The 26,162-nt window shown below is 71.6% G+C and carries 24 protein-coding genes; 18 read left to right on the top strand and 6 right to left on the bottom strand.

Annotation, left to right across the window (positions count from 1 at the left end):
- Positions 1-571: 571 nt before the first annotated feature.
- The gene (locus tag ACQEVZ_RS18535) at positions 572-1,750 is read right to left on the bottom strand and encodes a pyridoxal phosphate-dependent aminotransferase (protein WP_433368032.1); all 1,179 of its coding nucleotides are present in this window, start codon (positions 1,748-1,750) and stop codon (positions 572-574) included.
- 114 nt (positions 1,751-1,864) lie between these two features.
- On the opposite strand from ACQEVZ_RS18535, the gene ACQEVZ_RS18530 reads away from it, so the two are divergent.
- The 8 genes from ACQEVZ_RS18530 (at position 1,865) to ACQEVZ_RS18495 (ending at position 9,693) form a co-directional block, all read left to right on the top strand.
- Entirely contained in the window at positions 1,865-2,767 is a 903-nt protein-coding gene (locus ACQEVZ_RS18530; protein WP_433368029.1) for a hypothetical protein, read from the top strand.
- A 574-nt stretch (positions 2,768-3,341) separates the two neighbouring features.
- Positions 3,342-4,166 carry a 30S ribosomal protein S2 gene (gene rpsB / locus ACQEVZ_RS18525; RefSeq protein WP_344507918.1) on the top strand — a complete coding sequence of 275 codons (825 nt, stop codon included), beginning with the start codon at positions 3,342-3,344 and terminating at the stop codon, positions 4,164-4,166.
- A gap of 37 nt (positions 4,167-4,203) precedes the next feature.
- Positions 4,204-5,031 carry a translation elongation factor Ts gene (gene tsf, locus ACQEVZ_RS18520; protein ID WP_433368024.1) on the top strand — a complete coding sequence of 276 codons (828 nt, stop codon included), beginning with the start codon at positions 4,204-4,206 and terminating at the stop codon, positions 5,029-5,031.
- 100 nt (positions 5,032-5,131) lie between these two features.
- On the top strand, positions 5,132-5,923 hold the full coding sequence (gene pyrH, locus ACQEVZ_RS18515) for a UMP kinase (RefSeq protein ID WP_344507914.1): 792 nt from the start codon (positions 5,132-5,134) through the stop codon (positions 5,921-5,923).
- A complete protein-coding gene (gene frr / locus ACQEVZ_RS18510) occupies positions 5,920-6,477 on the top strand; it encodes a ribosome recycling factor (protein WP_344507912.1) in 558 nt (185 codons plus the stop codon). The genes pyrH and frr overlap by 4 nt, the downstream gene beginning before the upstream one ends.
- A gap of 62 nt (positions 6,478-6,539) precedes the next feature.
- A complete protein-coding gene (locus tag ACQEVZ_RS18505; RefSeq protein ID WP_425552351.1) occupies positions 6,540-7,403 on the top strand; it encodes a phosphatidate cytidylyltransferase in 864 nt (287 codons plus the stop codon).
- 59 nt (positions 7,404-7,462) lie between these two features.
- Positions 7,463-8,653, top strand: a complete 1,191-nt coding sequence (gene rlmN, locus ACQEVZ_RS18500) for a 23S rRNA (adenine(2503)-C(2))-methyltransferase RlmN (protein ID WP_344508179.1) — start codon at positions 7,463-7,465, stop codon at positions 8,651-8,653.
- Complete coding sequence (locus ACQEVZ_RS18495) at positions 8,650-9,693, top strand: DivIVA domain-containing protein (RefSeq protein WP_433368019.1); 1,044 nt, start codon at positions 8,650-8,652, stop codon at positions 9,691-9,693. Before rlmN ends, ACQEVZ_RS18495 begins: the two co-directional genes overlap by 4 nt.
- Positions 9,694-9,756: 63 nt before the next feature.
- Here the strand turns inward: ACQEVZ_RS18495 and ACQEVZ_RS18490 are convergent, their stop codons facing one another.
- Positions 9,757-9,975, bottom strand: a complete 219-nt coding sequence (locus ACQEVZ_RS18490; RefSeq protein ID WP_433368016.1) for a DUF2631 domain-containing protein — start codon at positions 9,973-9,975, stop codon at positions 9,757-9,759.
- Positions 9,976-10,107: 132 nt separating this feature from the next.
- On the opposite strand from ACQEVZ_RS18490, the gene ACQEVZ_RS18485 reads away from it, so the two are divergent.
- Entirely contained in the window at positions 10,108-11,685 is a 1,578-nt protein-coding gene (locus ACQEVZ_RS18485; protein ID WP_433376850.1) for a Rieske 2Fe-2S domain-containing protein, read from the top strand.
- A 20-nt stretch (positions 11,686-11,705) separates the two neighbouring features.
- Positions 11,706-12,413, top strand: a complete 708-nt coding sequence (locus tag ACQEVZ_RS18480) for a DUF2786 domain-containing protein (RefSeq protein ID WP_344507906.1) — start codon at positions 11,706-11,708, stop codon at positions 12,411-12,413.
- Positions 12,414-13,324: 911 nt separating this feature from the next.
- Here the strand turns inward: ACQEVZ_RS18480 and ACQEVZ_RS18475 are convergent.
- A complete protein-coding gene (locus tag ACQEVZ_RS18475) occupies positions 13,325-14,359 on the bottom strand; it encodes a YihY/virulence factor BrkB family protein (RefSeq protein WP_433368013.1) in 1,035 nt (344 codons plus the stop codon).
- A gap of 217 nt (positions 14,360-14,576) precedes the next feature.
- On the opposite strand from ACQEVZ_RS18475, the gene aspS reads away from it, so the two are divergent.
- From aspS to ACQEVZ_RS18445, 6 genes are all read left to right on the top strand, one after another.
- A complete protein-coding gene (gene aspS, locus ACQEVZ_RS18470; protein ID WP_433368010.1) occupies positions 14,577-15,809 on the top strand; it encodes an aspartate--tRNA(Asn) ligase in 1,233 nt (410 codons plus the stop codon).
- A 189-nt stretch (positions 15,810-15,998) separates the two neighbouring features.
- Complete coding sequence (gene dxr / locus ACQEVZ_RS18465; protein WP_433376847.1) at positions 15,999-17,186, top strand: 1-deoxy-D-xylulose-5-phosphate reductoisomerase; 1,188 nt, start codon at positions 15,999-16,001, stop codon at positions 17,184-17,186.
- A complete protein-coding gene (locus ACQEVZ_RS18460) occupies positions 17,186-18,490 on the top strand; it encodes a M50 family metallopeptidase (RefSeq protein ID WP_433368007.1) in 1,305 nt (434 codons plus the stop codon). The genes dxr and ACQEVZ_RS18460 overlap by 1 nt, the downstream gene beginning before the upstream one ends.
- A 34-nt stretch (positions 18,491-18,524) precedes the next feature.
- Positions 18,525-19,691 carry a flavodoxin-dependent (E)-4-hydroxy-3-methylbut-2-enyl-diphosphate synthase gene (gene ispG / locus ACQEVZ_RS18455; RefSeq protein WP_344507898.1) on the top strand — a complete coding sequence of 389 codons (1,167 nt, stop codon included), beginning with the start codon at positions 18,525-18,527 and terminating at the stop codon, positions 19,689-19,691.
- 70 nt (positions 19,692-19,761) lie between these two features.
- Positions 19,762-20,601 (top strand): GNAT family N-acetyltransferase, encoded by an 840-nt coding sequence (locus ACQEVZ_RS18450; RefSeq protein ID WP_433368003.1) that lies wholly within the window; start codon positions 19,762-19,764, stop codon positions 20,599-20,601.
- A gap of 76 nt (positions 20,602-20,677) precedes the next feature.
- A complete protein-coding gene (locus ACQEVZ_RS18445) occupies positions 20,678-21,199 on the top strand; it encodes a hypothetical protein (RefSeq protein WP_344507895.1) in 522 nt (173 codons plus the stop codon).
- Between the two features lie 7 nt (positions 21,200-21,206).
- Here ACQEVZ_RS18445 and ACQEVZ_RS18440 read toward each other — a convergent pair whose 3' ends face one another.
- On the bottom strand, positions 21,207-22,031 hold the full coding sequence (locus ACQEVZ_RS18440; protein ID WP_433367999.1) for a helix-turn-helix transcriptional regulator: 825 nt from the start codon (positions 22,029-22,031) through the stop codon (positions 21,207-21,209).
- 114 nt (positions 22,032-22,145) lie between these two features.
- On the opposite strand from ACQEVZ_RS18440, the gene ACQEVZ_RS18435 reads away from it, so the two are divergent.
- On the top strand, positions 22,146-22,853 hold the full coding sequence (locus ACQEVZ_RS18435) for an SDR family oxidoreductase (protein WP_344507891.1): 708 nt from the start codon (positions 22,146-22,148) through the stop codon (positions 22,851-22,853).
- 38 nt (positions 22,854-22,891) lie between these two features.
- Here ACQEVZ_RS18435 and ACQEVZ_RS18430 read toward each other — a convergent pair whose 3' ends face one another.
- On the bottom strand, positions 22,892-23,350 hold the full coding sequence (locus tag ACQEVZ_RS18430) for a LysR substrate-binding domain-containing protein (protein WP_433367995.1): 459 nt from the start codon (positions 23,348-23,350) through the stop codon (positions 22,892-22,894).
- 8 nt (positions 23,351-23,358) lie between these two features.
- On the opposite strand from ACQEVZ_RS18430, the gene ACQEVZ_RS18425 reads away from it, so the two are divergent.
- Entirely contained in the window at positions 23,359-23,676 is a 318-nt protein-coding gene (locus ACQEVZ_RS18425; RefSeq protein WP_433376844.1) for a YybH family protein, read from the top strand.
- Positions 23,677-23,701: 25 nt separating this feature from the next.
- Here ACQEVZ_RS18425 and ACQEVZ_RS18420 read toward each other — a convergent pair whose 3' ends face one another.
- On the bottom strand, positions 23,702-26,125 hold the full coding sequence (locus tag ACQEVZ_RS18420) for a GcvT family protein (protein WP_433367992.1): 2,424 nt from the start codon (positions 26,123-26,125) through the stop codon (positions 23,702-23,704).
- Between the last annotated feature and the right edge of the window lie 37 nt (positions 26,126-26,162).

Here is a 26,162-nt window from a genome sequence, read left to right as displayed (position 1 = left end):
GTCCGCACTGGTGCGCACCCCGAGCAGTGGCCAGACCGCCCCCGCGGAAGGAGCGCCGGGCCGCCCGGGATGCCCTGCCTGGGTTGCGGACGCCTGGGTTGCGGACGCCTGGCCCGCAGCCCTGGCCCGCAGCCCTGGCCCGCAGCCCTGGCCCGCAGCCCTGGCCCGCAGCCCTGGCCCGCAGCCCTGGCCCCCGGCCGTCGCCGATTCGCCCCGCGCCTCCGGGCGGCGTCACGTTCGGGCGGCGTTGCGGCTGGGCGGCGTTGCGGCTGGGCGGCGTTGCGGTTGGGCGGCGTCGCGTCCTGCGGGGTCGGGTCTGGGCGGAGGTCGTGCCCGGGGTTGTCGTGTCCGGGGTTGTCGTGTCAGGCGGGGTCGGGTCTGGGTCGGGTTGCGTCTGGGCGGCTCGTGTCCGGGGGGCGTCGTGTCTGGCGGCGTCGGCAGTCAGATGTGTTCTCTGATCAGTCGGGTCGGCCGGGTTCGTGGATGTTCAGCGCTCTGGGCGTGGTGCTGTGCCGCTTGTCGAACGGCTGCTGTGGCCGCCCACACCCACGATCATGCGATGACGGCGGGGTCAGAGGCGGCGGAGGCGGGTGATGGCTTCCTCGATGACCTCGTCGCGCTTGCAGAAGGCGAACCGGATGATGTGGCGGCCGGCGGTGGCGTCGTCGTAGAAGACCTGGGTGGGCACGGCGACGACGCCGCAGCGGTCGGGCAGGGCGAGGCAGAAGTCGACGCCGTCGGTGCCGCCGAGGGGGGTGATGTCGGCGGTGACGAAGTAGGTGCCCTCCGAGCGGAGGACGGCGAAGCCGGCGGCGGTCAGGCCCTCGCAGAGGCGGTCGCGCTTGCGCTGGAGGTCGTCGCGGAACTGCTCGTAGTAGGAGGGCGGGGAGTTCAGGGCCACGGCGATCGCGGGCTGGAGGGGGCCGGCGTTGACGAAGGTGAGGAACTGCTTGACGCGCAGGGCGGCGGAGACCAGGTCGCGGGGGCCGCAGATCCAGCCGATCTTCCAGCCGGTGCAGGAGAAGGTCTTGCCGGCGGAGGAGATCTGCAGCGTGCGGGCGCGCATGCCGGGCAGGGAGGCGATCGGCACGTGGGGGTTGTCGGCGTCGGTGAAGACCAGGTGCTCGTAGACCTCGTCGGTGACGGCGACCGCGTCGAACTCCTCGCAGAGGGCGGCGATCTGCGCCAGCTCGTCGGGGGTGAAGACCTTGCCGGTCGGGTTGTGGGGGGAGTTGAGCAGGACGAGCCGGGTGCGGGGGCCGAAGGCGGCGCGCAGCTCCGCCGGGTCGAAGGCGTAGCCGCCGTCGTGGGCGCGCAGGGTCACCGGGTGGCGGACCGCGCCGGCGAGGGCGATGGAGGCGGCGTAGGAGTCGTAGTAGGGCTCGAAGCAGACGACCTCGTCGCCGGGCTCGCAGAGGGCGAGGATGGTGGCGGCGATCGCCTCGGTCGCGCCGGCCGTGACGATGATCTCTCCGTCGGGGTCGTAGTCCAGGCCCCAGAACGCCTTCTGGTGGGCCGAGATCGCCGCGCGGAGCTCGGGGACGCCGGGGCCCGGCGGGTACTGGTTGCGGCCGGAGCGGAGGGCTTCGGCGGCGGCGTCGAGCATGGCGGTGGGGCCGTCGGTGTCGGGAAAGCCCTGGCCGAGGTTGACCGCGCCGGTGCGGACCGCGAGTGCCGACATCTCGGCGAAGATGGTCGTGCCGAAGGGGCGCATCCGGGCGACGAGTTGATCACGCGAGGCGTCAGTCACCCACCGAGTATGCGACGCCGGTCACTGCTGGAGTTGCCCAGGACCGTCACCGGCGGATATCCGGCAGTGCACCGGAGTGGCGGGGATCATCCGGACCGCCTACCGTGACGGACCGTGGATGGACGCCGGAACTACTCCCCGGACCCGGATGCGGAGCCCCGCTGGTACCCGGACGACCGTGGATACGACGAGCCTGGCCGCGGCGAGCGCCGCGACGACCGCCGGGAAGACCGGTCGCGCGACGACCGGGGCTACGGGGACGACCGCGGCTACACGCCGACGCGGTACGCCGACGAGCGCGAGTACGACGACGGCTACCGGGTCCCGGAGCCGCGCAGCGCGTCCCGCGGTTACGGCGGCGACCCCCTGCCGTACGGCGACAGCCCGAGCGGGCAGTTCAGCGCCCCGCTCCCGCCGGCTCCCGAGCACCCCGACGCCGCCGAGTCGGTCTCCAGGTCGCGGCGCTCCGAGGCGATCGACCGCAGCGCGCTGCAGCGGCCGGTGTCAGGCGGTGCGCCGAGCGCGCCCGTGAGCGCTCTGTCGTCGCCCGTGGTGACGGTGCCCACGGTGCCGGCGCCTCCGGCGGCGCCGCAGGGCGGGTACGGCCAGCAGGCTCAGCAGAGCCAGCAGGACGCGTTCGCGGCGCCGACGACCCTGACCGCGGCGATCCCGCCGCCGTCGGCAGCGCCCGCGGCCGCTGCCGCGGAGCCGGGCGGTGCGGTGTACCGGTCGAAGCGGCCGGGGCTGGCCGTCGTGCTGGTGCTGCTCACGATCGTCTTCGAGGTGCCGGTGCTGCGGTTGTTCCTGACCGCGATGACCGCCGACAAGATCGAGGCCACCGGCACGCTTGCGAGCATCTTCATGATCCTTGGGCTGCCGATGTTCGCCCTCGGCCTGTACGGGCTGATCGGTGGCGCCGCGGCCGCCGCCTCGGGGGCGCGGGCCTGGCTGCGCACGCCGCTGGCGTACCTGCCGATCGCGGTGCTGCTGTTCATCGCCGCGGCCCTGTCCACCTGACCGGCCGCGCCGTTCCCGCGTGACGAGCCGCGGCCGGTCCAAGTGACCAGCCGCGGCCTGTCCACCGGACGAGTCGCAGCCCTGTCCGCGTGACGAGCCGCGGCCGGTCCGCGTGACCAGCCGCGGCCTGTCCACCGGCCGCGCCGCGGCTTGCGCACGTGACCAGCCTCGGCTTGTCCGGCCCGACGGGCTGCGGCCCTGCCCACGTGACGAGCCGACGACCGGCTGACCGGCGAGCGCTGAACCGGCGACCGAGGCCCTCCGCCGCGGTGGGCGGACGAGGCCCTGCCGGGTGACGGATCGGCCTGGTCGGCGCGGCAGCCGGGGGCGGATTCGTGGGTCGGCGGCGACTGCGCGTACACTTCCGGACGGCGACCGTGCACGCACGGTCGACCTCGCGCGCCCTCCCGCAGCCCGCCGCTTTCTCGCGCCGGGCCAGAAACCAGGGCGGCGGCCGCCCTGGTCCCGATCCGCAGCCACGCGCTGGGTCGGGTGAGACGGCCGACGACCGGGCGCCAGGACGGCGGACCGACCGGACCGTCGTGGAAACCAGGATCGAAAGGATCCCACGAACATGGCTGTGACCATGCGTCAGCTGCTGGAAAGCGGCGTGCACTTCGGACACCAGACCCGCCGTTGGAACCCGAAGATGAAGCGCTTCATCTTCACGGAGCGCAACGGTATCTACATCATCGACCTGCGCCAGACGCTGGACTACATCGACAAGGCCTACGACTACATCCGCAACACCGTCGCCGAGGGTGGCTCGGTGCTGTTCGTGGGCACGAAGAAGCAGGCGCAGGAGGCGATCGCCGAGCAGGCGACGCGTGTCGGTCAGCCGTACGTCAACCACCGCTGGCTGGGTGGCATGCTGACCAACTTCCAGACCGTCTACAAGCGGCTGCAGCGGATGAAGGAGCTCGAGTCCCTCGACCTCACCGGCACCGCGCAGGGCTACACGAAGAAGGAGACCCTGCAGCTGTCGCGCGAGCAGACCAAGCTGAGCCGCACGCTCGGTGGTCTGCGCGACATGCAGAAGCTCCCGTCGGCGATCTGGGTCATCGACACCAAGAAGGAGCACATCGCGGTTGACGAGGCCCGCAAGCTGGGTATCCCGGTCATCGCCGTGCTCGACACCAACTGCGACCCCGACGAGGTCGACTTCCCGATCCCGGGCAACGACGACGCCATCCGCTCCGCCGCCCTGCTGACCCGCGTGGTCGCGGACGCGGTCGCGGACGGTCTCATCGCCCGGTCGGGCCGCGCCACCCGTGCCGACCAGAAGCCCGAGCCGGGCGTCGTGGCCGGCGACGAGCCGCTCGCTGAGTGGGAGCGTGAGCTGCTCGAGGGTGCCAAGCCCGACGACGCCGCTCCCGCCGCCGAACCCACCCAGGCCTGACACGAGCCGTCAAGGCGAACTCAAGCGAGAGAGAGTCATGTCCAACTTCACCGCCGCGGATGTCAAGCGACTCCGCGATCTGACCGGCTCCGGCATGATGGACTGCAAGAAGGCGCTCGAGGAGGCCGAGGGCGACTTCGACAAGGCCGTCGAACTGCTGCGTATCAAGGGTGCGAAGGACGTCGGCAAGCGCGCCGGCCGCACCACGGCCAACGGCCTGGTCGCCCACGTCGGCTCGGGTCTGGTCGAGATCAACTGTGAGACCGACTTCGTCGCCAAGAACGAGGCGTTCGTCGAGCTCGGCCAGAAGCTGGCCAAGCACATCGACGAGACCAAGCCGGCCGACGTCGAGGCCCTGCTGGGCTCGAAGCTCGGCGACAGCACGGTGGCCGAGCTGATCCAGACCGAGTCGGCGCGCATCGGCGAGAAGCTCGTCATCAACCGCCTCGCGGTCCTGGGCTCGCCGGTCGCGATCTACATGCACCGCAAGAGCCCGGACCTGCCCCCGCAGGTCGGCGTCGCGGTCGAGTTCACCGGCAAGGACGACGAGGCTGCCCTCGCCGACGCGCGTGGCATCGCGATGCAGATCGCGGCCATGCGGCCGAAGTACCTGACCCGCGAGGACGTCCCGGCCGACACGGTCGAGTCGGAGCGCCGCATCGCCGAGCAGACCGCTCGCGAGGAGGGCAAGCCGGAAGGCGCCCTGCCGAAGATCATCGAGGGCCGGGTCAACGGCTTCTTCAAGGACTTCGTCCTCATCGAGCAGGCGTCGGTCAGCGACAACAAGAAGACCGTCAAGCAGGTGCTGGCCGAAGCCGGCATCGAGGTGACACGGTTCGTCCACTTCGAGGTCGGCCAGGCCTGATAGCAGGGCGCGGAGGGGGTCACGGAATCCACACTGGATGCCGGGACCCCCTCGTCATATCCCCTTCCAGCGGCAGAACGGACACGGAGAGGTTGCCCAGATGACGCACACCGCTGTGGAAGCGGCAAGGCAGGCATTGACGCCGGCCCCGATCGGGGTGCGACGCGTCGTGCTGAAGCTCTCCGGCGAGGTGTTCGGCGGTGGCGCCGTCGGCGTCGACCCGAACGTGGTGCGGCACATGGCCCGCCAGATCGCGGCCGTGGTCCGCCGCGGTGTCCAGGTGGCCGTCGTCGTCGGTGGCGGCAACTTCTTCCGGGGCGCCGAGCTGTCCCGGGCCGGCATGGACCGGTCCCGCGCGGACTACATGGGCATGCTCGGCACCGTCATGAACTGCCTCGCGCTGCAGGACTTCCTGGAGAAGGAAGGCATCGACACGCGGGTGCAGAGCGCGATCAGCATGGCGCAGGTCGCGGAGCCGTACATCCCGCGCCGCGCGATCCGGCACATGGAGAAGGGGCGGGTCGTGATCTTCGGCGCCGGCGCCGGCATGCCGTACTTCTCGACCGACACCGTCGCCGTGCAGCGCGCCCTGGAGATCCACGCGCACACGGTCCTGATGAGCAAGAACGGCGTCGACGGTGTGTACACGGCCGACCCCCGTACCGACCCGACGGCCCGCAAACTCGACAGCCTGACGTTCGCCGATGCCCTGCTGCAGGGCCTGCGGGTCGTCGACCAGACCGCGTTCAGCCTCTGCCAGGAAAACGCGCTGCCGATGCTCGTGTTCGGCGCCGAGGGGGAGGACAGCGTGGCTCGCGCGTTGAGTGGTGAGAGGATCGGCACGCTCATCACCGCTGAGCCCATCCCGGACCGAGGAGGAAAGACCACGTGATCGAAGAAGCTCTCTTCGAGGCCGAAGAGAAGATGGAGCGCGCGATCGAGCACGCCAAGGAGGAGTTCGCGGTCATCAGGACCGGCCGAGCGACCCCGGCGATGTTCGGCAAGGTGATGGTCGACTACTACGGCACGCCCACCCCGCTGCCGCAGATGTCGTCGATCGCCATCCCGGAGCCTCGTATGGCGATCATCAAGCCGTACGACGCCTCGGTGATCGGTGCGATGGAGAAGGCGATCCGCGACTCGGACCTCGGGGTCAACCCCAACAACGAGGGCACGCAGATCCGGATCAACCTCCCGCAGATGACCGAGGAGCGGCGCCGCGAGATGATCAAGATCGCGCGGCACAAGGCCGAGGACGCCCGGGTCGCCGTGCGCAACGTGCGCCGTAAGGCGAAGGAAGAGCTCGACCGCATCGTCAAGGACGGCGAGGCGGGCGAGGACGACGGGCGCCGCGGCGAGAAGGAGCTCGACGACCTGACGCACAGGTTCGTCGCCCAGATCGACGAGCTGCTCAAGCACAAGGAATCAGAGCTCCTCGAGGTCTGATGACGCCCCCCGGTAACCCTTCGACCAGGGCGCGGCACGTTGATGCCGCGCCCGAGGCGTCTATGCCAAACGAACAAGTGCCGGCCGGCGAGAAACCCAAGCGCCGCGCCGGCCGCAACCTTCCCGCCGCGATCGGTGTTGGCGTGGGCCTGGGCGGTGCGGTCATCGCCTCGCTCTTCGTGTGGATCCCGGCGTTCCTCGGTCTGGTGGTGCTCGCCGTCCTGGTCGGCATCTGGGAGATGGTCCGGGCCGTCAGCGTCAACAAGGCGAGGCCGCCGCTCGCACCGCTGCTCGTCGGCGGGTCGGCCATGGTGGTGCTCGCCTGGTTCGGCGGCGCCGAGGTCCTGCCGGTCGGCCTGCTCCTGACGCTGCTGGCGGTGTTCGTGTGGCGGTTCGCCGGCGGTCCCCGCGACTACCAGCGGGACGTCACGGCCGGTGCCCTGATCGCGGTGTACGTGCCGTTCCTCGGCGCCTTCGCGGCGCTGCTCGCGCACCCCGGCAAGGACGTCTCCGACGGCGCGGTGCGGGTCCTGGTGACGATCGTCGCCGTGGTGCTGTCCGACACGGGCGGATATGTGACCGGTGTCTTCCTCGGCAAGCACCCGATGGCACCTTCCGTCAGCCCGGCGAAGTCGTGGGAGGGCTTCGCGGGGTCGGTCGTGTGGACCGGTGCCGGCAGCGCGGTGGCGATTCCGCTGCTCCTGTCCGACGCCGTCTGGTGGCACGGGGTCGTCTTCGGGGTCGCGGTCGCGGCCGCGTCGGTGCTCGGTGACCTCGGCGAGTCGCTGATCAAGCGCGACCTGGGCGTCAAGGACATGAGCAACCTGCTACCGGGTCACGGTGGGCTCATGGACCGGCTGGACTCGATCCTGCTCGCCCTGCCGACCGCGTACGCCGTTCTGGCGTTCCTGGTGCCCCCGTCCTAGTGCCCTTGGCCAGCGGTACTGAAGATCACGCGACTCGGCATGGGACACTTGAAGACGTCATGACACAGCTTCCCGTTCTGAACCTCGAATCCACCGCGACCGGCACGACGAGTGACGGCCGCCGGGCGACCATGCCACCGCGTCACCTGGCCGACCTCGATCTCGCCGGGCGCCGGGCCGCCGTCGCCGAGCTGGGGGAGCAGGCGTTCCGCGCGGGGCAGGTGTCGGCGCACTACTTCGGCCGGCTGGTCCGCGACCCCGCCGACATGACGGACCTTCCCGCCAGGAGCAGGGACGCGATCGCGGAAGCGCTGCTGCCGCGCCTGCTGCACCCCGTACATGAGAAAGCCACCGACGACGGGGCGACCCGCAAGACGTTGTGGCGGCTTCACGACGGCTCCCTCGTCGAGAGCGTCCTCATGGGATATCCAGACCGCGTGACGGTGTGCGTGTCGAGCCAGGCGGGCTGCGGGATGGCGTGCCCGTTCTGCGCCACCGGCCAGGCCGGGCTCACCCGCAACCTCTCCACCGCGGAGATCGTCGACCAGGTCGTCTGGTTCGCCGGGATGGCCGCCCGCGGGGTCCTGCCCGGCAGCCCGGACCGGCTGTCGCGGGTCGTGTTCATGGGCATGGGCGAGCCCCTCGCCAACTACAACCGGGTCGTCGCGGCGGTCCGCAGGCTCACCGACCCCGCCCCGGAAGGGCTCGGGCTCTCCCAGCGGCACATCACCGTGTCCACCGTCGGGCTGGTCCCGGCGATGCGCCGGTTGACGCAGGAGGGGCTGTCGGTGACGCTTGCGCTGTCGCTGCACGCACCCGATGATGATCTGCGCGACACGCTCGTGCCGGTCAACCAACGTTGGAAGGTCGCCGAAGTGCTTGATGCCGCGTGGGAGTATGCGGCTCGCACTGGTCGGCGCGTGTCCATTGAATACGCAATGATCCGGGATGTGAACGACCACCCGTGGCGGGCGGATTTGCTCGGCCGGCTCTTGTCCGGCCGTCTCGCGCATGTCAATCTCATCCCGCTCAATCCGACACCCGGGAGTAAGTGGGACGCTAGTCCCAAGCCGGTGGAGCGAGAGTTCGTCCGGCGCCTCCGGGCGGCAGGGGTCGCGACCACGGTGCGCGACACCCGCGGCCGGGAGATCGACGGGGCCTGCGGGCAGCTTGCCGCCTCAAACGGTGGCAAGGTGGGAGAGCGTGAAACAGGCTTGCTAGCACGGCGAGCGAACGAGGAGACACAGTGAGTCAGGGTCAACGGTTCCGGCGCCGTGCGCTGCGGCGGGGATACAAGGTCGACGAGGTCGACTCGTTCCTCGACCGGGTCGAGGCCACCCTCTCCGGTGACCCGATGGGCGCGCCGGTGAGCGCTCAGGAGGTCCACGATGTGGTCTTCCGGGTGCGCTTCGGCGGATATGACGAGTGGCAGGTGGACCTGCACCTCGACCGGGTCGAGCGCCAGCTGGCCGAGCTGGAGGAGCGCGGCGGCGGTGGCTTCGGCCGCGCCCTCGACTCCCGCGGCGGCGAGATGCGCAGCGGCGAGATGCGCATGGCCCCCGAGCGGATGCCCGAGCGCATGCAGCCCGAGCGCATGGGCCCGCCCCCGATGGAGCGGATGCAGCCCGAGCGCATGGGCCCCCCGCCCATGGAGCGCATGCAGCCGGAGCGGATGGGTCCGCCCCCGATGGAGCGGATGCAGCCCGAGCGGATGGGCCCCCCGCCGATGGCGCCGCCGCCGCCCCTGCCGCCGCGGCCGGCCCCCGCTCCCGCCGGCCCGCCCCGCGACCCGAACTACGGCCGTTACGACGAGCCCACGTACGGTGGCGCCTTCGACGACGACCGGGGCTACGAGGCGCCGCGCCAGCCGCGCGCGGACATGACCGCCGAGATCCGCATGGACCGCGACCGGCCCGAGCCGGCGGCCTACGGTGGCGCGCCCGACCGTGACCGCGACCCGTATGGCGGCGGCCCCGACCGCGACCCGTACGGCGAGCCCTACGGCGGCCCGCCCCAGGGCGCGCCGGTGCAGCACCAGTCGACCGAGGTGGCCCGCATCGACCAGCTGCGCCGCACGTTCCAGCTGCGCCGCTTCGGCAGCGGCTACGACCGCGCGCAGGTCGACCGGCTGTTCGAGGGCGTCATGGCGTCACTGTCCGGCCGTGGTGGTCCGCTCACCGACGGTGACCTCGACCCGTCGCACTTCAACCTGGTGCCCGGCGGCTACTTCGAGGCGGAGGTCGACGCCGCCCTCAAGGAGGTCCGTGACCTTGTGATGCGCCGCCGCTGAGCGCAGACGCGAAAAGGCGCACCGGTGCTTCCGGTGCGCCTTTGCCGCATGTACGACCGGCGACTACCGAAGGCCGTTCCGGCGCAGCACCCAGTCCCCGACGAGGGCGAGCACCAGTACACCGGCGGTCACGATCAACCAGATGTCCTCGACCCGGCCCTGGTGGTTGCCGACCAACATCCCCAGGATGAGCAGCGCGGTGACGGCGGCACCGAAGCGGGCGGCCCGCGGGTGTCCCGGCTTGTGCTGGTCGGGAGAGGTCACAGGCTCGTGCTCGGCCACGACGCGTCCTTTCGCTGCAGGTGTGCTTCGCGACAAAGTCTGGCATGCGGCACCCGGACCGACGGTTGCGGGTCGGTCGGGTAGCGTCGGAGCGGCATGCCAGTTGTAGTTCGAGGGAGGAACGCGGTGCGGATCACCGGGACGGGACACGCCAGCCTGCGCATCGACACCGATGCCGGCAGCATCCTCTGTGACCCGTGGGTCAACCCGGCGTACTTCGCGTCGTGGTTCCCGTTCCCCGACAACTCCCTGCTCGACTGGGAGACGCTCGGCGACTGCGACTACCTCTACGTGTCCCACCTGCACCGGGACCACTTCGACGCGGAGCACCTGAAGCGCTTCGTGTCGAAGAAGGCGACGGTGCTGCTGCCCGAGTTCCCCACGTCGGAGATGCGCGACGAGCTCGAGGCGCTCGGCTTCACCCGGTTCCTGGAGACCAGGAGCGACCACGTCCACGAGCTCGACGGCGGCCTGAAGATCATGATCCAGGCGCTCACCTCGCCGACCGACGGGCCGATCGGTGACTCCTCACTGTGGGTCGAGCACAACGGCGTCCGCATCCTCAACCAGAATGACGCCCGCCCGACCGACCTCACCACGTATGCCGAGCTCGGGCACGTGCACGCGCACCTGCTCCAGTTCTCCGGCGCCATCTGGTACCCGATGGTCTACGACCTGCCGCAGGCCGCGAAGACCGCGTTCGGCAAGCAGAAGCGCGACCGGCAGTTCGACCGGACCTTCCGGTACATCGACGATCTCAAGGCCTCGCACGTGGTGCCCATCGCGGGGCCGCCGTGCTTCCTCGACGACGAGCTCTGGCAGTTCAACGACATCTTCGGTGACGAGGGCAACATCTTCCCCGACCAGTGGGTGTTCCAGCAGGAGTACGCCAAGCACGGCGGCACCAACTCCACGGTGCTGCTGCCCGGGTCGGTGATGACGGTGACCCCCGACTCGGTCTCCACCGTGCACCCGGTCGACGTGGAGGAGTTCTTCGCGCACAAGCGGGAGCACCTGGAGGAGATGCGTGACCGGAAGCGGCCGATCATCGAGGCCGCGAAGGCGTCCTGGCGGCACCCCGAGGTCGACGTGCTCAAGGAGATGAAGCGGCGCATCGAGCCGCTGCTCGACGAGTCCGTCTACCTCGCGAAGGGCGTCGGCGGCCCGGTCCGCTTCGACCTGGTGGGGTATGACGGCACCTCCGTCGAGTCGATCGTCGTGGACTTCCCGGGCAAGCAGGTCCGCCAGTACGCCGACGAGAAGGTCCGCTACCGCTTCCGCACCGAGCGCGCCCTCATCGAGCACCTCCTCTTCATCGAGGAGGTCGACTGGGTCAACTCGCTCTTCCTGTCCTGCCGCTTCACCGCCACCCGCATCGGCCAGTACAACGAGTTCGTCTACTCGTTCTTCAAGTGCCTTTCGGAGGAGCGCCTGCAGTACGCGGAGGGCTGGTTCGCCGAGCAGAAGCCCGACGCCGAGGACATCAAGCTGGGCGACTGGATCGTGCAGCGCCGGTGCCCGCACCTGAAGGCCGACCTGACCCGCTTCGGCATCGTCGACGGCAACACGCTCACCTGTCAGCTGCACGGCTGGAAGTTCGACCTGCCCAGCGGGCGCTGCCTGACGAGCGTGGGGCACGAGCTGCGCTCCCGTGCTGCCGGTGCGCCGGCGTCGGCCTCCGTGGACGGCGCTGCGGCGGAATTGTCGTAGGTCGGCGGTAGCCTCTGTTCGTGTTGGAGAAGGTTCGGAAGCTGCTCGCCAAGGCCGAGGATCCCGCGTGCACGCGGGAGGAGGCCGAGGCGCTGACCGCCAAGGCCGCCGAGCTCATCGGCAAGTACGGCATCGATCAGGCACTGCTCGCCGCCACCGACGGCCTGCGCCCGCAGACCGTCGGCAACCGGCTGGTCGAGCTGCACCCGCCGTATCTGCGCGAGAAGGCCCATCTCCTGCACGTGGTCGCCACCTCCCTGCGCTGCCGCTCGGTCCGCCTGCAGCACCGCACCCGCGACGGCCTGCGCATCTCCATGCACCTGTTCGGCTTCGAGTCCGACGTCGCCGGCGTCGAGCTGCTGTTCGCGTCCCTGCTCGTCCAGGCGGCCCGCGGCGTCCTCACCGAGCCCGTCCCGCCCGGCGAGCAGGTCGCCGCCTGGCGCCGCTCCTGGCTCATCGGCTTCGGCTCGGCGGTCGCCCACCGCTTCGCCGAGGCCGACGAGCGCAGCCGCGCCGCCACCCCCGACCAGCCGGGCATGGCCCTCGTCCTGGCCGACCGGGGCCGCGCCGTCGACGTGGCGGTCGACGAGCAGTATCCGGACCTGCGCACCGCCCGCCCCCGCCGCTTGACGGGCGGCGGCTTCGACGCGGGCAGCGCCGCCGGCCACCGCGCCGACCTCGGCAACCCCCGCGTCCCCACCGCCGCCCGCCAGCCCTTACCAGGCTGACCTGCCCCACCCGGGACTCACCCGGGATCTCACCCCCACCGCCTGACCTGGCCGCGGCGTTCCCGCTCGGCGTGCTTGGGGTGCTCAGCGTGCTTGGGGTGCTGGCTGGGCGTGCTGGCTGGGCTCCTGGCCGCCAGCTGGGCGACTGGATCATGCAATGCCGGTGCCCGCACCTGAAGGCGGACTTGACCCGCTCCTGACCGCTCCCCGGCTGTCGCGGGGGTCGGCGGCGGCGTTCCCGTGTTCCGGTCGCTGTCTGTGGGTGTTCGCCTGACTTGCCCCGCGCCGGTCTGGGCTTGTCCACGGGTTGGCCGTCGCGGGTGGCAAGGAGGGGCCGTCTGCGCTGGGCCGTTGGCTGCGGTGGTGTGTTCGGCTGCCTGCGGGGTCGTCGGTGGAGACCTTCCCGTGTTCTGGCTGGTGTCCGTCGGTGTTGCCTGATTCGTCCCGCACCAGCCTGGGCCTGCCCACGGGGCTGAACGCCGCGGACGCCGAGGGGGGTTCGTCTGTGCGGCACCGTTGGCTGCGGTGTTGTCGTCGGCTGGTCGCGGAGCTGCCGGTGGCGGCAACCCCTGTGTCCCAGCTGGTGGCTGCCAGCCGCTCGCCTGGTTGGTCGCGTCAGCTTGGGCTTGTCCAGGGAGCGTCCGAGTTGGGGTATCCGTCGTGGCACGGCTGCTGGCTGCTCTCGGGTTCGCGGACTCCGGTTCGGGGCGCCGGAGGCGTCGTCGTTGGTTGGCTCGCGCTGATCCTGGCTGGGGTCCGAGGACGAAGGGGAAGCGGCGTTGCTGCGCTGGTCTTGGCCTGCTGCGGCAAACCAAGCCCTTGCCGGTCGGCTCGGGGTCCCGCTTCCACAGCTCATGATCCCGGATGGTTGTGGTGGTTCTGGCTGCCGGAATCGCTTGGGAGCAGGGGAGTCAGCGGGTGGGGGTGTTGAGCTGGTTGTGGGCGAAGGCCTGGGGGTCGGTGTCGGGGTCGCGGTCGAGTTGTTCGTCGACGGGGACCCACTGGTCCTCGACGACGGGTTCGGGGACGCCGACGCGCAGGGCCTCCAGCTGGGCGCCGAAGGCGATCCCCAGGAACAGGGCGATCCCCGTCAGGTTCGCCCACAGGAGGAGGGCCATGATGCCGGTGAGGGCGCCGTAGGTGGCGCCGAAGGCGTCGCTGCTGCTGACGTAGAACGCCAGGAGGGCGCTGATGAGCCACCAGAAGGCGGTGGAGAGGGCGGCGCCGAAGAGGAGCCAGGAGAAGGCGGGCTGGCGGCGGCGCGGGGCGAAGCGGAAGATGGCGGCGACCGCGGTGACGACGAGGGCGACGCTGAAGGGCCAGCGCAGGAACTGCCAGACGGCGTCGACGGGGGCGCCCCAGGAGGGGTAGTGGGCGCGGACGGAGCGGCCGAGGTCGCCGCCGGCCACCAGCATGAGGAAGCCGGCCAGGGCGGGGATGCCGGCGCCGGCGGCGAGCAGGACCGCACGGCCGTACTTGAGGTGGGCGGGGCGGTCGCGTTCGACGCCGTAGATGCGGTTGGCGCCGCGCTCGATCTGGGCCATGGCGGTGGTGAGGGCGGCCATCCCGGTGAGCAGACCGGCGGTGAGGGCGAACTCGCCGATGTCCTCGGCGCGCTCGGAGTCGGCGAGCAGGTCGTGGACGAGCTGGTCGCTGGCGCCTGGGGTGAGGGCGAGGACGGTGTCCGCGACGACCTCGCCGCCCTCGGCGACGCCGAGCTTGCTGACCAGACCGGTGAGGGCGATCAGGAACGGCACGATCGCGAGGCAGAGCTGCAGCCCGAGGGCGCGCGCGTGGCTGAAGCCGTCGCCGTACCGGAAGCGCAGGAAGGCGTCGCGCAGCAGGCACCAGCCGCCGTGTCGCCGCAGCGCGTGCCAGGCGTCGTCGGCGGAGAGGTCGTCGCGGGACATCAGGCGCGTTTCGGGGACCTGCCGGGTGCTGCTCACGCGGGTTGATTTCCCGTCGCGGCGGAACCGAAAACTTGCTTATGATCGATGGGTACGGCGATGAGGCGGACGCATCCGCGCCTGACGAACGCATGGTGGTGCTGCCGCTGAGCCGTTGCATCGAGGTCACGGCGGCATGCCGTGGCGAAGGTGTGGTGGCACCGCGACCGGCCCCATCGCCCACACCTCCGGGGAGCGGAGTCTCTCGGGAGGTGTCATGCATCGCATCCTGTCCAGCCAGCTTCCTCAGTACGTCGGCGAAACGGTGAACGTCGCAGGCTGGGTCCATCGGCGGCGGCTGCTCGCCAAGGTCGCGTTCGTGGTCCTGCGCGACCGCGAAGGCCTGCTGCAGATCGTGTGCAAGGAGTCGGCGGTGCCGGCGGAGGAGCAGGTCGTCGCGGTGACGGGGCGGGTCGTCGCCAACGAGGCGGCGCCCGGCGGGGTGGAGCTGGTCGAGCCGGTGTTCACCGTGTTGGGGGAGGCCGAGCCGCCGCCCGTGGAGCTGTTCCGGCCGGAGCTCAACGCGTCGCTGCCGATGCTGCTGGACCACGCCGCCGTGACGTTGCGGCACCCGCAGCGCAAGAAGGTGTTCGCGGCGTCGGCGAAGGCGGTCGGCGCGTTCCGCCGGGCGCTGGACGAGCGGGGCTTCACCGAGGTGTTCACGCCGAAGATCGTCGGCAGCGCCACGGAGAGCGGCGCCAACGTGTTCGAGATCGACTACTTCGGCGCGAAGGCGTACCTGGCGCAGTCGCCGCAGTTCTACAAGCAGACCATGGTCGGCGTCTTCGAGCGGGTGTACGAGGTCGGCCCCGTCTTCCGGGCCGAGCCGCACGACACGTCCCGCCACCTGGCGACGTACACGTCCCTCGACGCCGAGCTGGGGTTCATCGAGAACCACCGCGACGTCATGGCCGTGCTCACCGAGGTGATCCGGGCGATGGTCGGCGCCGTGCAGGAGTTCGGGTTCCAGGCGGCGGTGCCGGAGCGGATCCCGGTGCTGCACTTCCAGGAGGCGCTCAAGATCGCGGGGGCGCCGGAGGACGAGCCCGACCTCGCCCCGGAGCACGAGCGTGCGCTGGGGGAGTGGGCCGCGCGGGAGCACGGTTCGGACTTCCTGTACGTGGAGGGGTACCCGATGCGCAAACGGCCCTTCTACACCCACCCGCAGCCGGGTGAGCCGCGCTGGTCCAACTCCTTCGACCTGCTGTTCCGGGGGCTCGAACTGGTCACGGGCGGGCAGCGGCTGCACCGGTACGAGGACTACCTGGCCGCCTTGGAGGAAGGGACCGCGGGGACGCTGGAGACCTACCTGGAGGCGTTCCGGCACGGCATGCCGCCGCACGGCGGGTTCGCGATCGGGCTGGAGCGGTTCATGGCCCGTCTGACCGGTGCTTCGAACGTCCGCGAGACCACGCTCTTCCCGCGTGACCTGCACCGAGTGGCTCCGTAATTCGATTGCTCGGTGGCAAGTGATGATCTATAATTGGTACATGTGTACTAACGGGGATGGCATCTGGGATTCACCGCGATGACGGTCGGTCGCGGGGGCGCACCACTGTGTGCCCCCGCGGCATCGGCACCCGGTCGGCCACCTCGACACGTGCACGCCTGAGACAATGGACGGGTGACTCCCCGCGAGATCGTTCTGCTGGGCTCGACCGGCTCGATCGGCACCCAAGCGATCGACATCGTCCGTCGTAATCCCGACAAGTTCCGAGTGGTCGCGATCGGCGCCGGCGGTGGCAACGTCCGCCTGCTCGCCGAGCAGGCGCTGGAGCTCGGCGTCGACGCGGTCGGCGTGGCGAAGGCCACCGCCGCGCAGGACCTGCAGCTCGCGTTCTACAGCGAGGCCGCCCGCCGCGGCTGGGCGACCGGCGACTTCCGGCTGCCGAAGATCCTCGCCGGGCCCGACGCGATGACCGAGCTGGCGCACTGGCCGTGCGACATGGTCCTCAACGGGGTCGTCGGCTCGCTGGGCCTGGCCCCGACGCTCGCCGCCCTGCGTGCCGGCCGCATCCTGGCCCTGGCCAACAAGGAGTCCCTGGTCGCCGGTGGTCCGCTCGTACGAGCCGCCGCCCGGCCGGGCCAGATCGTCCCGGTCGACTCGGAGCACTCGGCCCTCGCGCAGGGGCTGCGGGGCGGCACGGCGAAGGAGGTCAGGCGCCTGATCCTGACCGCGTCGGGCGGCGCGTTCCGCGGCCGGACCCGCGAGCAGCTCGTCGGGGTCACCCCGCAGGAGGCGCTCGCCCACCCGACCTGGGACATGGGCCCGGTCGTCACGATCAACAGCGCCACGCTCGTCAACAAGGGCCTCGAGGTGATCGAGACGCACGAGCTGTTCGGGGTGCCGTACCGCGACATCCACGTCATGGTCCACCCGCAGTCGGTGATCCACTCGCTGGTCGAGTTCCACGACGGCTCGACGCTCGCCCAGTGCAGCCCGCCCGACATGCGCCTGCCGATCGCGCTCGCCCTCGGCTGGCCCGACCGGGTCGCCGACGCCGCGCCGGGCGTGGACTGGACCAAGGCCCACACGTGGGAGCTGCGCCCGCTCGACGAGGAGGCGTTCCCCGCGGTCGCGCTGGCGAAGGCGGCCGGGGAGGCGGGCCGGTGCCGGCCGGCGATCTACAACGCCGCCAACGAGGAATGTGTGGCCGCGTTCACAGCGGGTGAGCTTCCATTCCTCGGAATTGTGGAGACTTTGGAGCAGACCCTTACGGACGCACCGGACTTTGCCGAACCAGGTACCGTCGATGACGTGCTCGCCGCCGAATCCTGGGCGCGGGCCTATGCGCGCGAGCGGATCGCGGGCGGGAAAGGGGCCTGATGGCGTTCACGGTGGGGATCGTCCTCTTCGCGGTGGGGATCCTGTTCGCGGTGTGTCTGCACGAAGCGGGGCACATGCTGACCGCCAAATGGTTCGGCATGCGGGTGACCAAGTACTTCGCCGGGTTCGGCCCGACGATCTGGTCGTTCAAGCGCGGCGAGACCGAGTACGGCATCAAGGCGCTGCCGTTCGGCGGCTTCGTGAAGATCGTCGGGATGACCCCCCAGGAGGACGACGTCGACCCGGTGACCGGCGTCGCCGGCGCCGACGACCCGCGGGCCATGTGGCGCTTCCCGGTGTGGAAGCGGACGATCGTGATGAGCGCGGGCTCCATCACCCACTTCGCGATCACCCTCATCACGCTGTGGGTGCTCTTCTCGTTCGTCGGCATCCCCGACCCGGAGACCAAGCAGGACTCATGGCCGGTCCGCGTCGGCCCGGTCACCGAGTGCATCGCCACCAAGTGGGAGTACGACGCGAGCACCAAGCTGCCGAAGGCCTGCGACCCGGCCAAGGACCCGAAGAGCCCGGCGGCGCAGCTCGGCCTCAAGTCCGGCGACCTGATCACGTCGGTCGACGGGGTCGCCACACCCAGCTCGGCCGTGCTGCGCGAGGAGCTCAAGAAGGCGACCAACAAGACCGTCACGGTGACGTGGACCCGCGACGGCAAGGCGCTCAGCGGCACCGCCAGCATCCCCGAGGCGCAGCGGCTCAAGCCCGACGTGGACAAGTCCAAAACCTACGACAAGATCACCGCGGCCGACCTGGAGCAGGGCGGCCTGCTGGGCATCAGCATCGCCCCGCGGACCTCGGACATCCCGCACGTCTCGTACGGCCCGGTCGAGGGCGTCGACAAGACGTTCACCATCACCTGGTCGCTGATCGACCGCACGTTCGCCTCGTTCAAGGACATCCCGGAGAAGGTGCCCAACCTGTTCAAGGCGATCTTCGGCGAGAAGCGCGACCCGGAGACCCCGGTCAGCGTCGTCGGCGCCAGCCGGATCGGCGGCGAGCTGTTCGAGCTCGGCGACTGGGCCTCGCTGCTGCTGCTCTTCGCCAGCCTGAACCTGTTCTTCGGCATCTTCAACCTGTTCCCGCTGCTGCCGATGGACGGCGGTCACATCGCGATCGCCTGGTTCGAGCGCGTGCGGTCCTGGTTCGCGGCCAAGCTGGGCAAACCCGACCCAGGTCGGGTGGACTACTACAAGCTGGCGCCCATCACGCTGGGCGTGATAGGCATCCTCGGCGTCTTCGTCCTGCTGACGGTGACCGCCGACTTCGTGAACCCGATCAGCCTCAAGTAGACGATCACAAGACCTGAAACAGGTGGCGCATTCCATGACCGCTGTCAGCCTCGGCCTGCCGGCCGTCCCCCCGCCGGCGCTCGCACCGCGCCGCAAGTCACGCCAGATCATGGTCGGCTCCGTGCCGGTCGGTGGCGGCGCGCCGGTGTCCGTGCAGTCCATGGCGACCACGCTCACCGCCGACGTCAACAGCACGCTCCAGCAGATCGCCGAGCTCACCGCCTCGGGCTGCCAGATCGTGCGGGTCGCCGTGCCCAGCCAGGACGACGTCGAGGCGCTGCCGGCGATCGCGAAGAAGTCGCAGATCCCGGTCATCGCCGACATCCACTTCCAGCCGAAGTACGTGTTCGCGGCGATCGACGCCGGCTGTGCGGCCGTCCGGGTCAACCCGGGCAACATCCGCCAGTTCGACGACAAGGTCAAGGAGATCGCGAAGGCGGCCTCCGACGCGGGCATCCCGATCCGCATCGGCGTCAACGCCGGCTCCCTCGACAAGCGCCTGCTGGAGAAGTACGGCAAGGCGACGGCCGAGGCGCTGGTCGAGTCGGCGCTGTGGGAGTGCTCGCTGTTCGAGGAGCACGGCTTCCGCGACATCAAGATCTCGGTCAAGCACAACGACCCCGTCGTGATGATCCGCGCGTACCGGCAGCTCGCCGAGCAGTGCGACTACCCGCTGCACCTGGGCGTCACCGAGGCCGGCCCGGCGTTCCAGGGCACGATCAAGTCGTCCGTCGCGTTCGGCGCGCTGCTCGCCGAGGGCATCGGCGACACGATCCGCGTCTCCCTGTCGGCGCCGCCGGTCGAGGAGATCAAGGTCGGCAACGCGATCCTCGAGGCGCTCGGCCTGCGCGAGCGCGGCCTGGAGATCGTCTCGTGCCCGTCCTGCGGCCGCGCCCAGGTCGACGTCTACACCCTGGCCGAGCAGGTCACCGCCGCGCTCGACGGGTTCCCGGCACCGCTGCGGGTCGCGGTCATGGGCTGCGTCGTCAACGGTCCGGGTGAGGCGCGCGAGGCGGACCTCGGCGTCGCGTCCGGCAACGGCAAGGGGCAGATCTTCGTCCAGGGCAAGGTCATCAAGACGGTGCCCGAGTCGCAGATCGTGGAGACCCTGGTCGAGGAGGCGCTGCGCCTCGCCGAGGAGATGGGCGTCGATCTGCCCGAGGAGCTGCGCGGCCTCGGACCCTCGGTCACGGTCCACTAGTGCCTGACACGGGGACGGCGGCGGCGGGTATGTGCGGCTGTCCCCGGGTGGATCTGGCAGGCTTGTACGCATGCTAACGGTGGCGGCGAGGCTCCTCGGCGACGCCGAGCGCGGCGCGGTCGAGCGGCTGCTCGACGGCGACCCGTTCGGCGGCGCCCAGGTCGCCGAGCGGATCTCGATGGCCGGGCTCGCGTGGTGGCGACAGGACGCCCGGATCTTCGGTTACGGTTCGCGCCGCCACCTGGAGTCGCTGTGCTGGCTCGGCGCCAACCTGATCCCTGTCAACGCCTCGGCGCCGGCCGTCGCGGCGTTCGCGGACATGGTCGCGGGTGAGCCGCGCGGCTGTTCGTCGATCGTCGGGTCCGCCGACGCGGTCCTCGGCCTGTGGAGCCGGCTGGCACCCTCGTGGGGGCCGGCGCGTGACGTACGGCCGAACCAGCCGCTGATGGCGACCTCGTCGCCGGCGCCGGTGCCCGCCGACCCGGGGGTGCGCCTCGTCCGGCCCGACGAGATCGACCTGCTCTTCCCGGCGGCGGTCGCGATGTACACCGAGGAGGTCGGCGTCTCACCGACCGCCGACGGCGGCGAGCGCTCCTACCGGGAGCGGGTCGGCGAGCTCGTCCGGGCCCGCCGGGCCTACGCGCGGGTGATCAACGGCAAGGTCGTGTTCAAGGCCGAGCTGGCGGTGGTCACCAAGCACACCGCGCAGATCCAGGGCGTCTGGACCGCGCCGGAGTGGCGCGGCCGGGGGCTGGCCCGGGGCGGGATCGCCACGATCGTGCGCGACGCCCTGCGGCGGGTGGCGCCATCGGTCAGCCTGTATGTCAACGACTACAACACCCCTGCCCGCGCGGTGTACGAACGGTGCGGGTTCCAGCAGGTGGGCACCTTCGCGACCGTACTGTTCTAAACCGCCATTTCCCCGCAAACTGCCCCCGCGTGCAGGATGATCAAGAGGCCACCCGGCTGAACAAGGGAAGCTTCGCATGGGCCACATCATCCGGCAGCTGACGCCCAACACCACGCGTTACTACTGGTACCCGGGGGACAAGAAGGAGTGGCTGCGCGCCCTCGTCGCCTGCGGGGCCGGCGGGGCGGTGTTCGGGCTGACGGTCCTGCTGACCAGGAGCGTCGTCGCCGCGACGGTGCTCGGCGTCTCCACGAGCGTCGGGTGTGCCTGCTTCAACCTCGGCCGCCGCGACACCAGGGCGCTCGACGGCCTAGACACCGCCACGATCACCCGCCGCGAGGCGGTCGCCGCCTCGGGCCGGGGCGCCTGGCGCGGCATGGTCGAGGGGGTCGCGGTCGCGCTCGCCGTGCTGCTCGTCGCGTACCTGCCGGCCCGTGGCCTCCTGGCCGACTGGCTGCTGCCGCTGGTGCCGGCGCTCGCCGCGGGGATCGCCCGCCAGGGCGGCCTGCTCAGCGCCCGCCTCACCCACGAGTCGGCGAAGGCCTCGACCCTGGGCCCCGGCTTCCGCAACCAGATCGCCCAGGCCGCCCGCCACTGACGGCGGGTCAGCCCGCGTACGCGGGGCGCTGGCGCAGCGAGCACAGCACCCACGCGCTGTGCGAGCCCGCCTCGGCGGTGTAGAAGATCACCTTCTGGCCGGCGTCGGCGATGTCGAGCACCTCGCAGTCGAAGACCAGCTCGCCGTGGACGGGGTGGTCGAGGCGCTTCGTCGTGGTGCGGCGGACGCCGACCTGGTGCTCGTCCCAGCGGCGGGTGAACTCCGGGCCGGCCGAGCGCAGCCGCGCGATCAGCGACTGGATGCCGGGGTCGCCGGGGTACCGGACGGACGCCGCCCGCAGGTCCGCCACGCACTCGTCGGCGAACTGCGACGTCTCCGGCGCCGTCAGGTCGGCGGGGCCGGTGAACAGGTTCCAGATCATGTTGCGCGAGGCGGACATGACGGCGGCGGGGTCACCCATCAGGGCGACGGCCATCGGGTTCCAGGCGAGCAGCTCGTACTTCGCGTCGATCACGAACGCCGGGGTGTCGTCGAGCCGGTCCAGCAGGTGCAGGATGCCCGCCGACACGTGCGGCGACGGCCCCGCGGGGAGGGCGGGCTGCTCGCCGGCGACCTGGAAGAGGTAGGTGCGCTCGTCGTCGAGCAGGCGCAGCGCCCGGCCGAGCGCGCCGAGCACCTGCCGCGACGGGCGTGGCCCGCGGGCCTGCTCCAGGCGGGCGTAGTAGTCGACCGAGATGCCCGCGAGCCGGGCCACCTCCTCGCGGCGCAGGCCGGGGGTGCGCCGGCGGGCGCCGCCGTCGATGCCGACGTCGGCCGGGAGGACCTTCGCCCGGCGGCTGCGGAGAAACGCGGCGAGCTGTTCCCGGTCCATGCGCTCCATGCTGCCGGACCGCGCGGCGGCAGGCCAGGCGCCAACCAGGGACCGCCGATCCGATGTTCGGCACGGCTCTGCCGCGATCGCCGCCCGGCGGGCAGCGTGGCGGGCATGGACGAACCACGCGTCGCCCTCGTCACGGGCGCGAACAAAGGCATCGGATTCGAGATCGCGAAGCTGCTCGGCACCAGGCACGGCATGAAGGTCCTGGTCGGCGCGCGGGACGCGGTGCGCGGCAAGGAGGCGGCCGCGGCGCTCGGCCCGTTCGCGACGGCGATCACCCTGGACGTGACCGACGAGGACAGCGTCGGCCGGCTGGCGGCCCTGGAGCGGCTCGACGTGCTGGTCAACAACGCCGGCGTGCTGCTGGAACGGGGCGCGCCGCCCAGCGGGACCCCGGTCGACCTGCTGCGGAACACGTTCGCGACGAACGTGTTCGGCGTCGTCGCGGTCACCAACGCGGCGCTGCCCGCGCTGCGGCGCTCCGACGCGGGGCGGATCGTGAACCTCAGCAGCGGGCTGGGGTCCCTCGCGTTCACCACGGAGCCGTCGCACGTGTACGCGCAGAACCCGCTGCTGGCGTACAACGCGTCCAAGAGCGCGCTGAACGCGGTCACCGTCTCCTACGCCAACGAGCTGCGCGCGACGGCGATCAAGGTCAACGCCGCCGACCCCGGCTACTGCGCGACCGACATGAACGGCCACGCCGGCCCGCGGACCCCGGCGCAGGGTGCGATCGCGGCGGTCCGCCTGGCCACCCTCCCGGCGGACGGCCCGACCGGGGGCTTCTACGACGAGGACGGTCCGGTGCCCTGGTGATCAGGCACCGTGATCAGGCACCGTGATCAGGCGCGTGATCAGGCGCCGTGGGACGGGAAGCGGGCGAGGAACGCCGCGGCGGCGGCCGAGCGGGGGCCGGCGCGGCGCCACGCGAGGCCGAGCCGGCCGCTCAGCGCGGGGCGCGTGATCCGCAGCGCGTGCAGCCCGTCGAAGCCGCGGGCGATCGACGCCGGCAGGATCGCCACGCCCAGCCCGCGCGCGGCCAGCCGGGCCACCACCTGCGGCGTTCCCGCCTCGAACGCCACCCGCGGTGCGAACCCGGCGGCCGCGCACGCCGACTCGAGGATGCCGCGGATGCCGGTGCCGCCGGGGAGGCAGACGAGGGGCCGGTCCCGCAGGTCCGCGATCCGCACCGCCGACCGCCGGGCCCAGGCGTGACCGGTGGCGACCGCGGCGTCGATCGCCTCGTCGGTGAGCATGCGCACGTCGAGGTCGGGCGGCGGGGTGTCGTACGCGATGACCGCCGGCGAAGACACCCGAGGACCTGACCCGACTCTTCGTCGAGCGTGCCAACGCCGGCGACGCGGAGGGGCTCGCCGCGCTGTACGAGCCGGACGCCGTCCTGGCCTACCCGCCGGGCGGGACCACCGTCGGCCGCGACGCCATCCGGAAGGTCTGCGAGGCGATGATCGAGCACGTGCCGCACTTCGCGCTGGAGCCGCTCACGCCGACCGTCCTCAACGGCGACCTGGCACTGACCGGGACCCGGTCCGCCGATGGCAAGGGCGGCCGCGTCCAGGTCGTGCGCCGCCAGCCCGACGGCTCCTGGCTGCGCGTCATCGACAGGCCCGAGCAGCCCTGACCGCACCCGCGTCCGCGAAGCAGGATCAGGCGCGCACCCGGAGCATCTTCGGGTCGTAGAGGGGCTCGGCGCGCACGACGGCGGGGGACCAGCGGTCGAAGACGGAGATCTCGACGGGGGTGCCGATCGGCGTCGCTGCCGGCAGGTACGCGTAGGCGATCGACGCCCCGACCCGGTAGCCGAACCCGCCGGACGTGACCCGTCCGCACGGCACGCCGTCGACGCGGACCGGCTCGCCGCCGAGGCAGACGGTGGTGGGATCGTCCAGCACGAGGCAGCGCAGCACCCGGTCGGGGGCGTCGGGAAGGGCGTCCCGGCCGATGAAGTCCTTCGACCGCGCGACGAACGGGCCGAGGCCGGCGGAGATCGGGTCGGTGTCGGTGGTGAGGTCGGCGCCCCAGACGCGGTACCCCTTCTCCAGGCGCATCGAGTCGATCGCCCGGTAGCCGCCCGGCCGCAGCCCGAGCGGGGCGCCGGCCTCCATCAGCAGGTCCCACAGCGTCAGCGTGTACTCGGCCGGCGCGTACAGCTCCCAGCCGAGCTCGCCGACGAAGGTGACCCGCTGGGCGAGGACCGGCACCGGGCCGACCGTGAGCCGTGCGGCACGCATGAACGGGAAGTCCGCGTTGGCCAGCGACGCGTCGGTGAGCGGCTGGAGGATGTCGCGGGCCGCCGGCCCCCACAGGCACAGGCAGCCGTGTGCCGACGTGACGTCGTCCACCAGCACGTCCGGACCCGCGAACCGGCGGATCCAGGCCGCGTCCCGCACCCCGCTCGCGGTGCTGGTGACGATCCGGAAGTGTGCCTCGCCGAGTCGCGTCACGGTCAGGTCCGCCTCGACCCCTCCGCGGGCGTTGAGCATCGAGGTGTACGTGAGCCCGCCCGCCGGACGGTCGACGTCGTTGGCGCACAGCCGTTGCAGCAGCCGCAGCGCGCCCGGGCCGCGCACGTCGAGCTTCGCGAACGACGACTGGTCGAACAGCCCGGCGGCGGTGGCGGTCGCGGCGACCTCCGCGGCGATCGCCGGCGACCAGTGTCGCCCGGCCCATCCGCGCGGCGCGGTGACGCCGGGCACGGCGAGCGCCGCGTTGACGCCGAACCAGTTCGCCCGCTCCCACCCGGCCTTCTCGCCGAGCGCGGCGTCGAGCGGGGCCAGGCGCGGCCACACGGGGGAGCGCCGCAGCGGGCGGCCGGCGGTCCACTCCTGCCCGGGGTACACCACGTCGTAGTAGCGGGAGTAGCCGTCGAGCGCCTTCGCCGCCGCCCAGGTGCGGCTCGCCGCGTGGGCGCCGAAGCGGCGGACGTCCATCGTGGACACGTCCCACTCCGGGGCGCCGCCGACGATCCACTCGGAGATCACCTTGCCGACGCCGCCGGCCGCGGCGAGCCCGTGCACGCAGAAGCCGGCGGCGACCCAGAAGCCGGCGACCGAGGTCTCGCCGAGCAGGAACTCCCCGTCCGGGGTGAACGCCTCCGGCCCGTGCACGATCCGGTCCATGCCGACCGTGCGCAGCGCCGGGACGCGGTGCCGCGCGTTGCCCCACGACTCGGCGAACGTGTCCAGGTCGGGCTCGAACAGGGTCCGCGCCGCCGACAGCGGGTCGGGGTCGTCCCACAGCGCCGGCTGCCGCACGTAGCCGCCGACGAGCAGGCCGCCGACCGGCGCGGGGGCGCCGCGGAAGTACACGATCCGGTCGGGGTCCCGGACCGTCGGGATGTCCACTGTGGAGCCGGCGCCGTCCAGCGCGCCGGTGACGACGTACTGGTGCTTGATCGGCACGATCGGGATGTCGACGCCGGCGAGCCGCCCGACGTGCCCCGCGGCGGCGCCGGCGGCGTTGACGACGACCTCGGTGGCGATCCGGCCGGCGCTCGTCGTGACCGCGGCGACCCGGCCGGAGACCGTCTCGACGCCGGTGACGCGGACCCCGGTGACGATCCGGACGCCGAGCGCGGTCGCGCCCGCGGCGAGCGCGGCGGCCAGCTGCGCGGGCTCCAGCCAGCCGTCGCCGGGCAGCCAGCCGGCGGCGAGGACGTCGCCGACGTCGAGCAGCGGCAGCCGCTCCTTCGCCTGCGCGGCGGTCAGCAGGTCGAGCTCCAGGCCGTACGTGGTCGCCGAGCTGACCTGCCGGCGCAGCTCCTCGACGCGCGAAGGGGTGGTCGCCAGGCGCAGCCCGCCGACGCCCCGCCAGCCGGGGTCCAGCCCGGTGAGGGTGCGCAGCTCGGCGTACAGGCCGGACGAATACATGATCATCCGGGTCTGGCTGATCGTGGAGCGCAGCTGCCCCACGAAGCCGGCCGAGTGCCAGGTCGTGCCGTCGGTGAGCTCGTGCTGTTCGAGCAGCACGACGTCGGTCCAGCCGAGTCGCGCCAGGTGGTAGGCCACGCTGCAACCGGCGACGCCGCCGCCGACGACCACCGCGCGGGCGGCTGCTGGAAGGTCCGACATTGCATGATTGTGATCCCGCGTGCCGGGCTTGTAAAAG

Source organism: Dactylosporangium sp. CA-152071, from assembly GCF_050936335.1.
GTDB lineage: Bacteria > Actinomycetota > Actinomycetes > Mycobacteriales > Micromonosporaceae > Dactylosporangium > Dactylosporangium maewongense.
This window is presented reverse-complemented; position numbering and strand designations above follow the sequence as displayed.

What these genes read in the sequence shown, in the direction of transcription:
- rpsB (WP_344507918.1), top strand. Translation starts at nt 3,342, where the DNA reads ATGGCTGTGACCATGCGTCAGCTGCTGGAAAGCGGCGTGCACTTCGGA.
- tsf (WP_433368024.1), top strand. Translation starts at nt 4,204, where the DNA reads ATGTCCAACTTCACCGCCGCGGATGTCAAGCGACTCCGCGATCTGACC.
- pyrH (WP_344507914.1), top strand. Translation starts at nt 5,132, where the DNA reads ATGACGCACACCGCTGTGGAAGCGGCAAGGCAGGCATTGACGCCGGCC.
- ACQEVZ_RS18505 (WP_425552351.1), top strand. Translation starts at nt 6,540, where the DNA reads ATGCCAAACGAACAAGTGCCGGCCGGCGAGAAACCCAAGCGCCGCGCC.
- rlmN (WP_344508179.1), top strand. Translation starts at nt 7,463, where the DNA reads ATGACACAGCTTCCCGTTCTGAACCTCGAATCCACCGCGACCGGCACG.
- aspS (WP_433368010.1), top strand. Translation starts at nt 14,577, where the DNA reads ATGCATCGCATCCTGTCCAGCCAGCTTCCTCAGTACGTCGGCGAAACG.
- ACQEVZ_RS18460 (WP_433368007.1), top strand. Translation starts at nt 17,186, where the DNA reads ATGGCGTTCACGGTGGGGATCGTCCTCTTCGCGGTGGGGATCCTGTTC.
- ispG (WP_344507898.1), top strand. Translation starts at nt 18,525, where the DNA reads ATGACCGCTGTCAGCCTCGGCCTGCCGGCCGTCCCCCCGCCGGCGCTC.
- ACQEVZ_RS18450 (WP_433368003.1), top strand. Translation starts at nt 19,762, where the DNA reads ATGCTAACGGTGGCGGCGAGGCTCCTCGGCGACGCCGAGCGCGGCGCG.
- ACQEVZ_RS18445 (WP_344507895.1), top strand. Translation starts at nt 20,678, where the DNA reads ATGGGCCACATCATCCGGCAGCTGACGCCCAACACCACGCGTTACTAC.
- ACQEVZ_RS18440 (WP_433367999.1), bottom strand. Translation starts at nt 22,031, where the DNA reads ATGGACCGGGAACAGCTCGCCGCGTTTCTCCGCAGCCGCCGGGCGAAG.
- ACQEVZ_RS18435 (WP_344507891.1), top strand. Translation starts at nt 22,146, where the DNA reads ATGGACGAACCACGCGTCGCCCTCGTCACGGGCGCGAACAAAGGCATC.
- ACQEVZ_RS18420 (WP_433367992.1), bottom strand. Translation starts at nt 26,125, where the DNA reads ATGTCGGACCTTCCAGCAGCCGCCCGCGCGGTGGTCGTCGGCGGCGGC.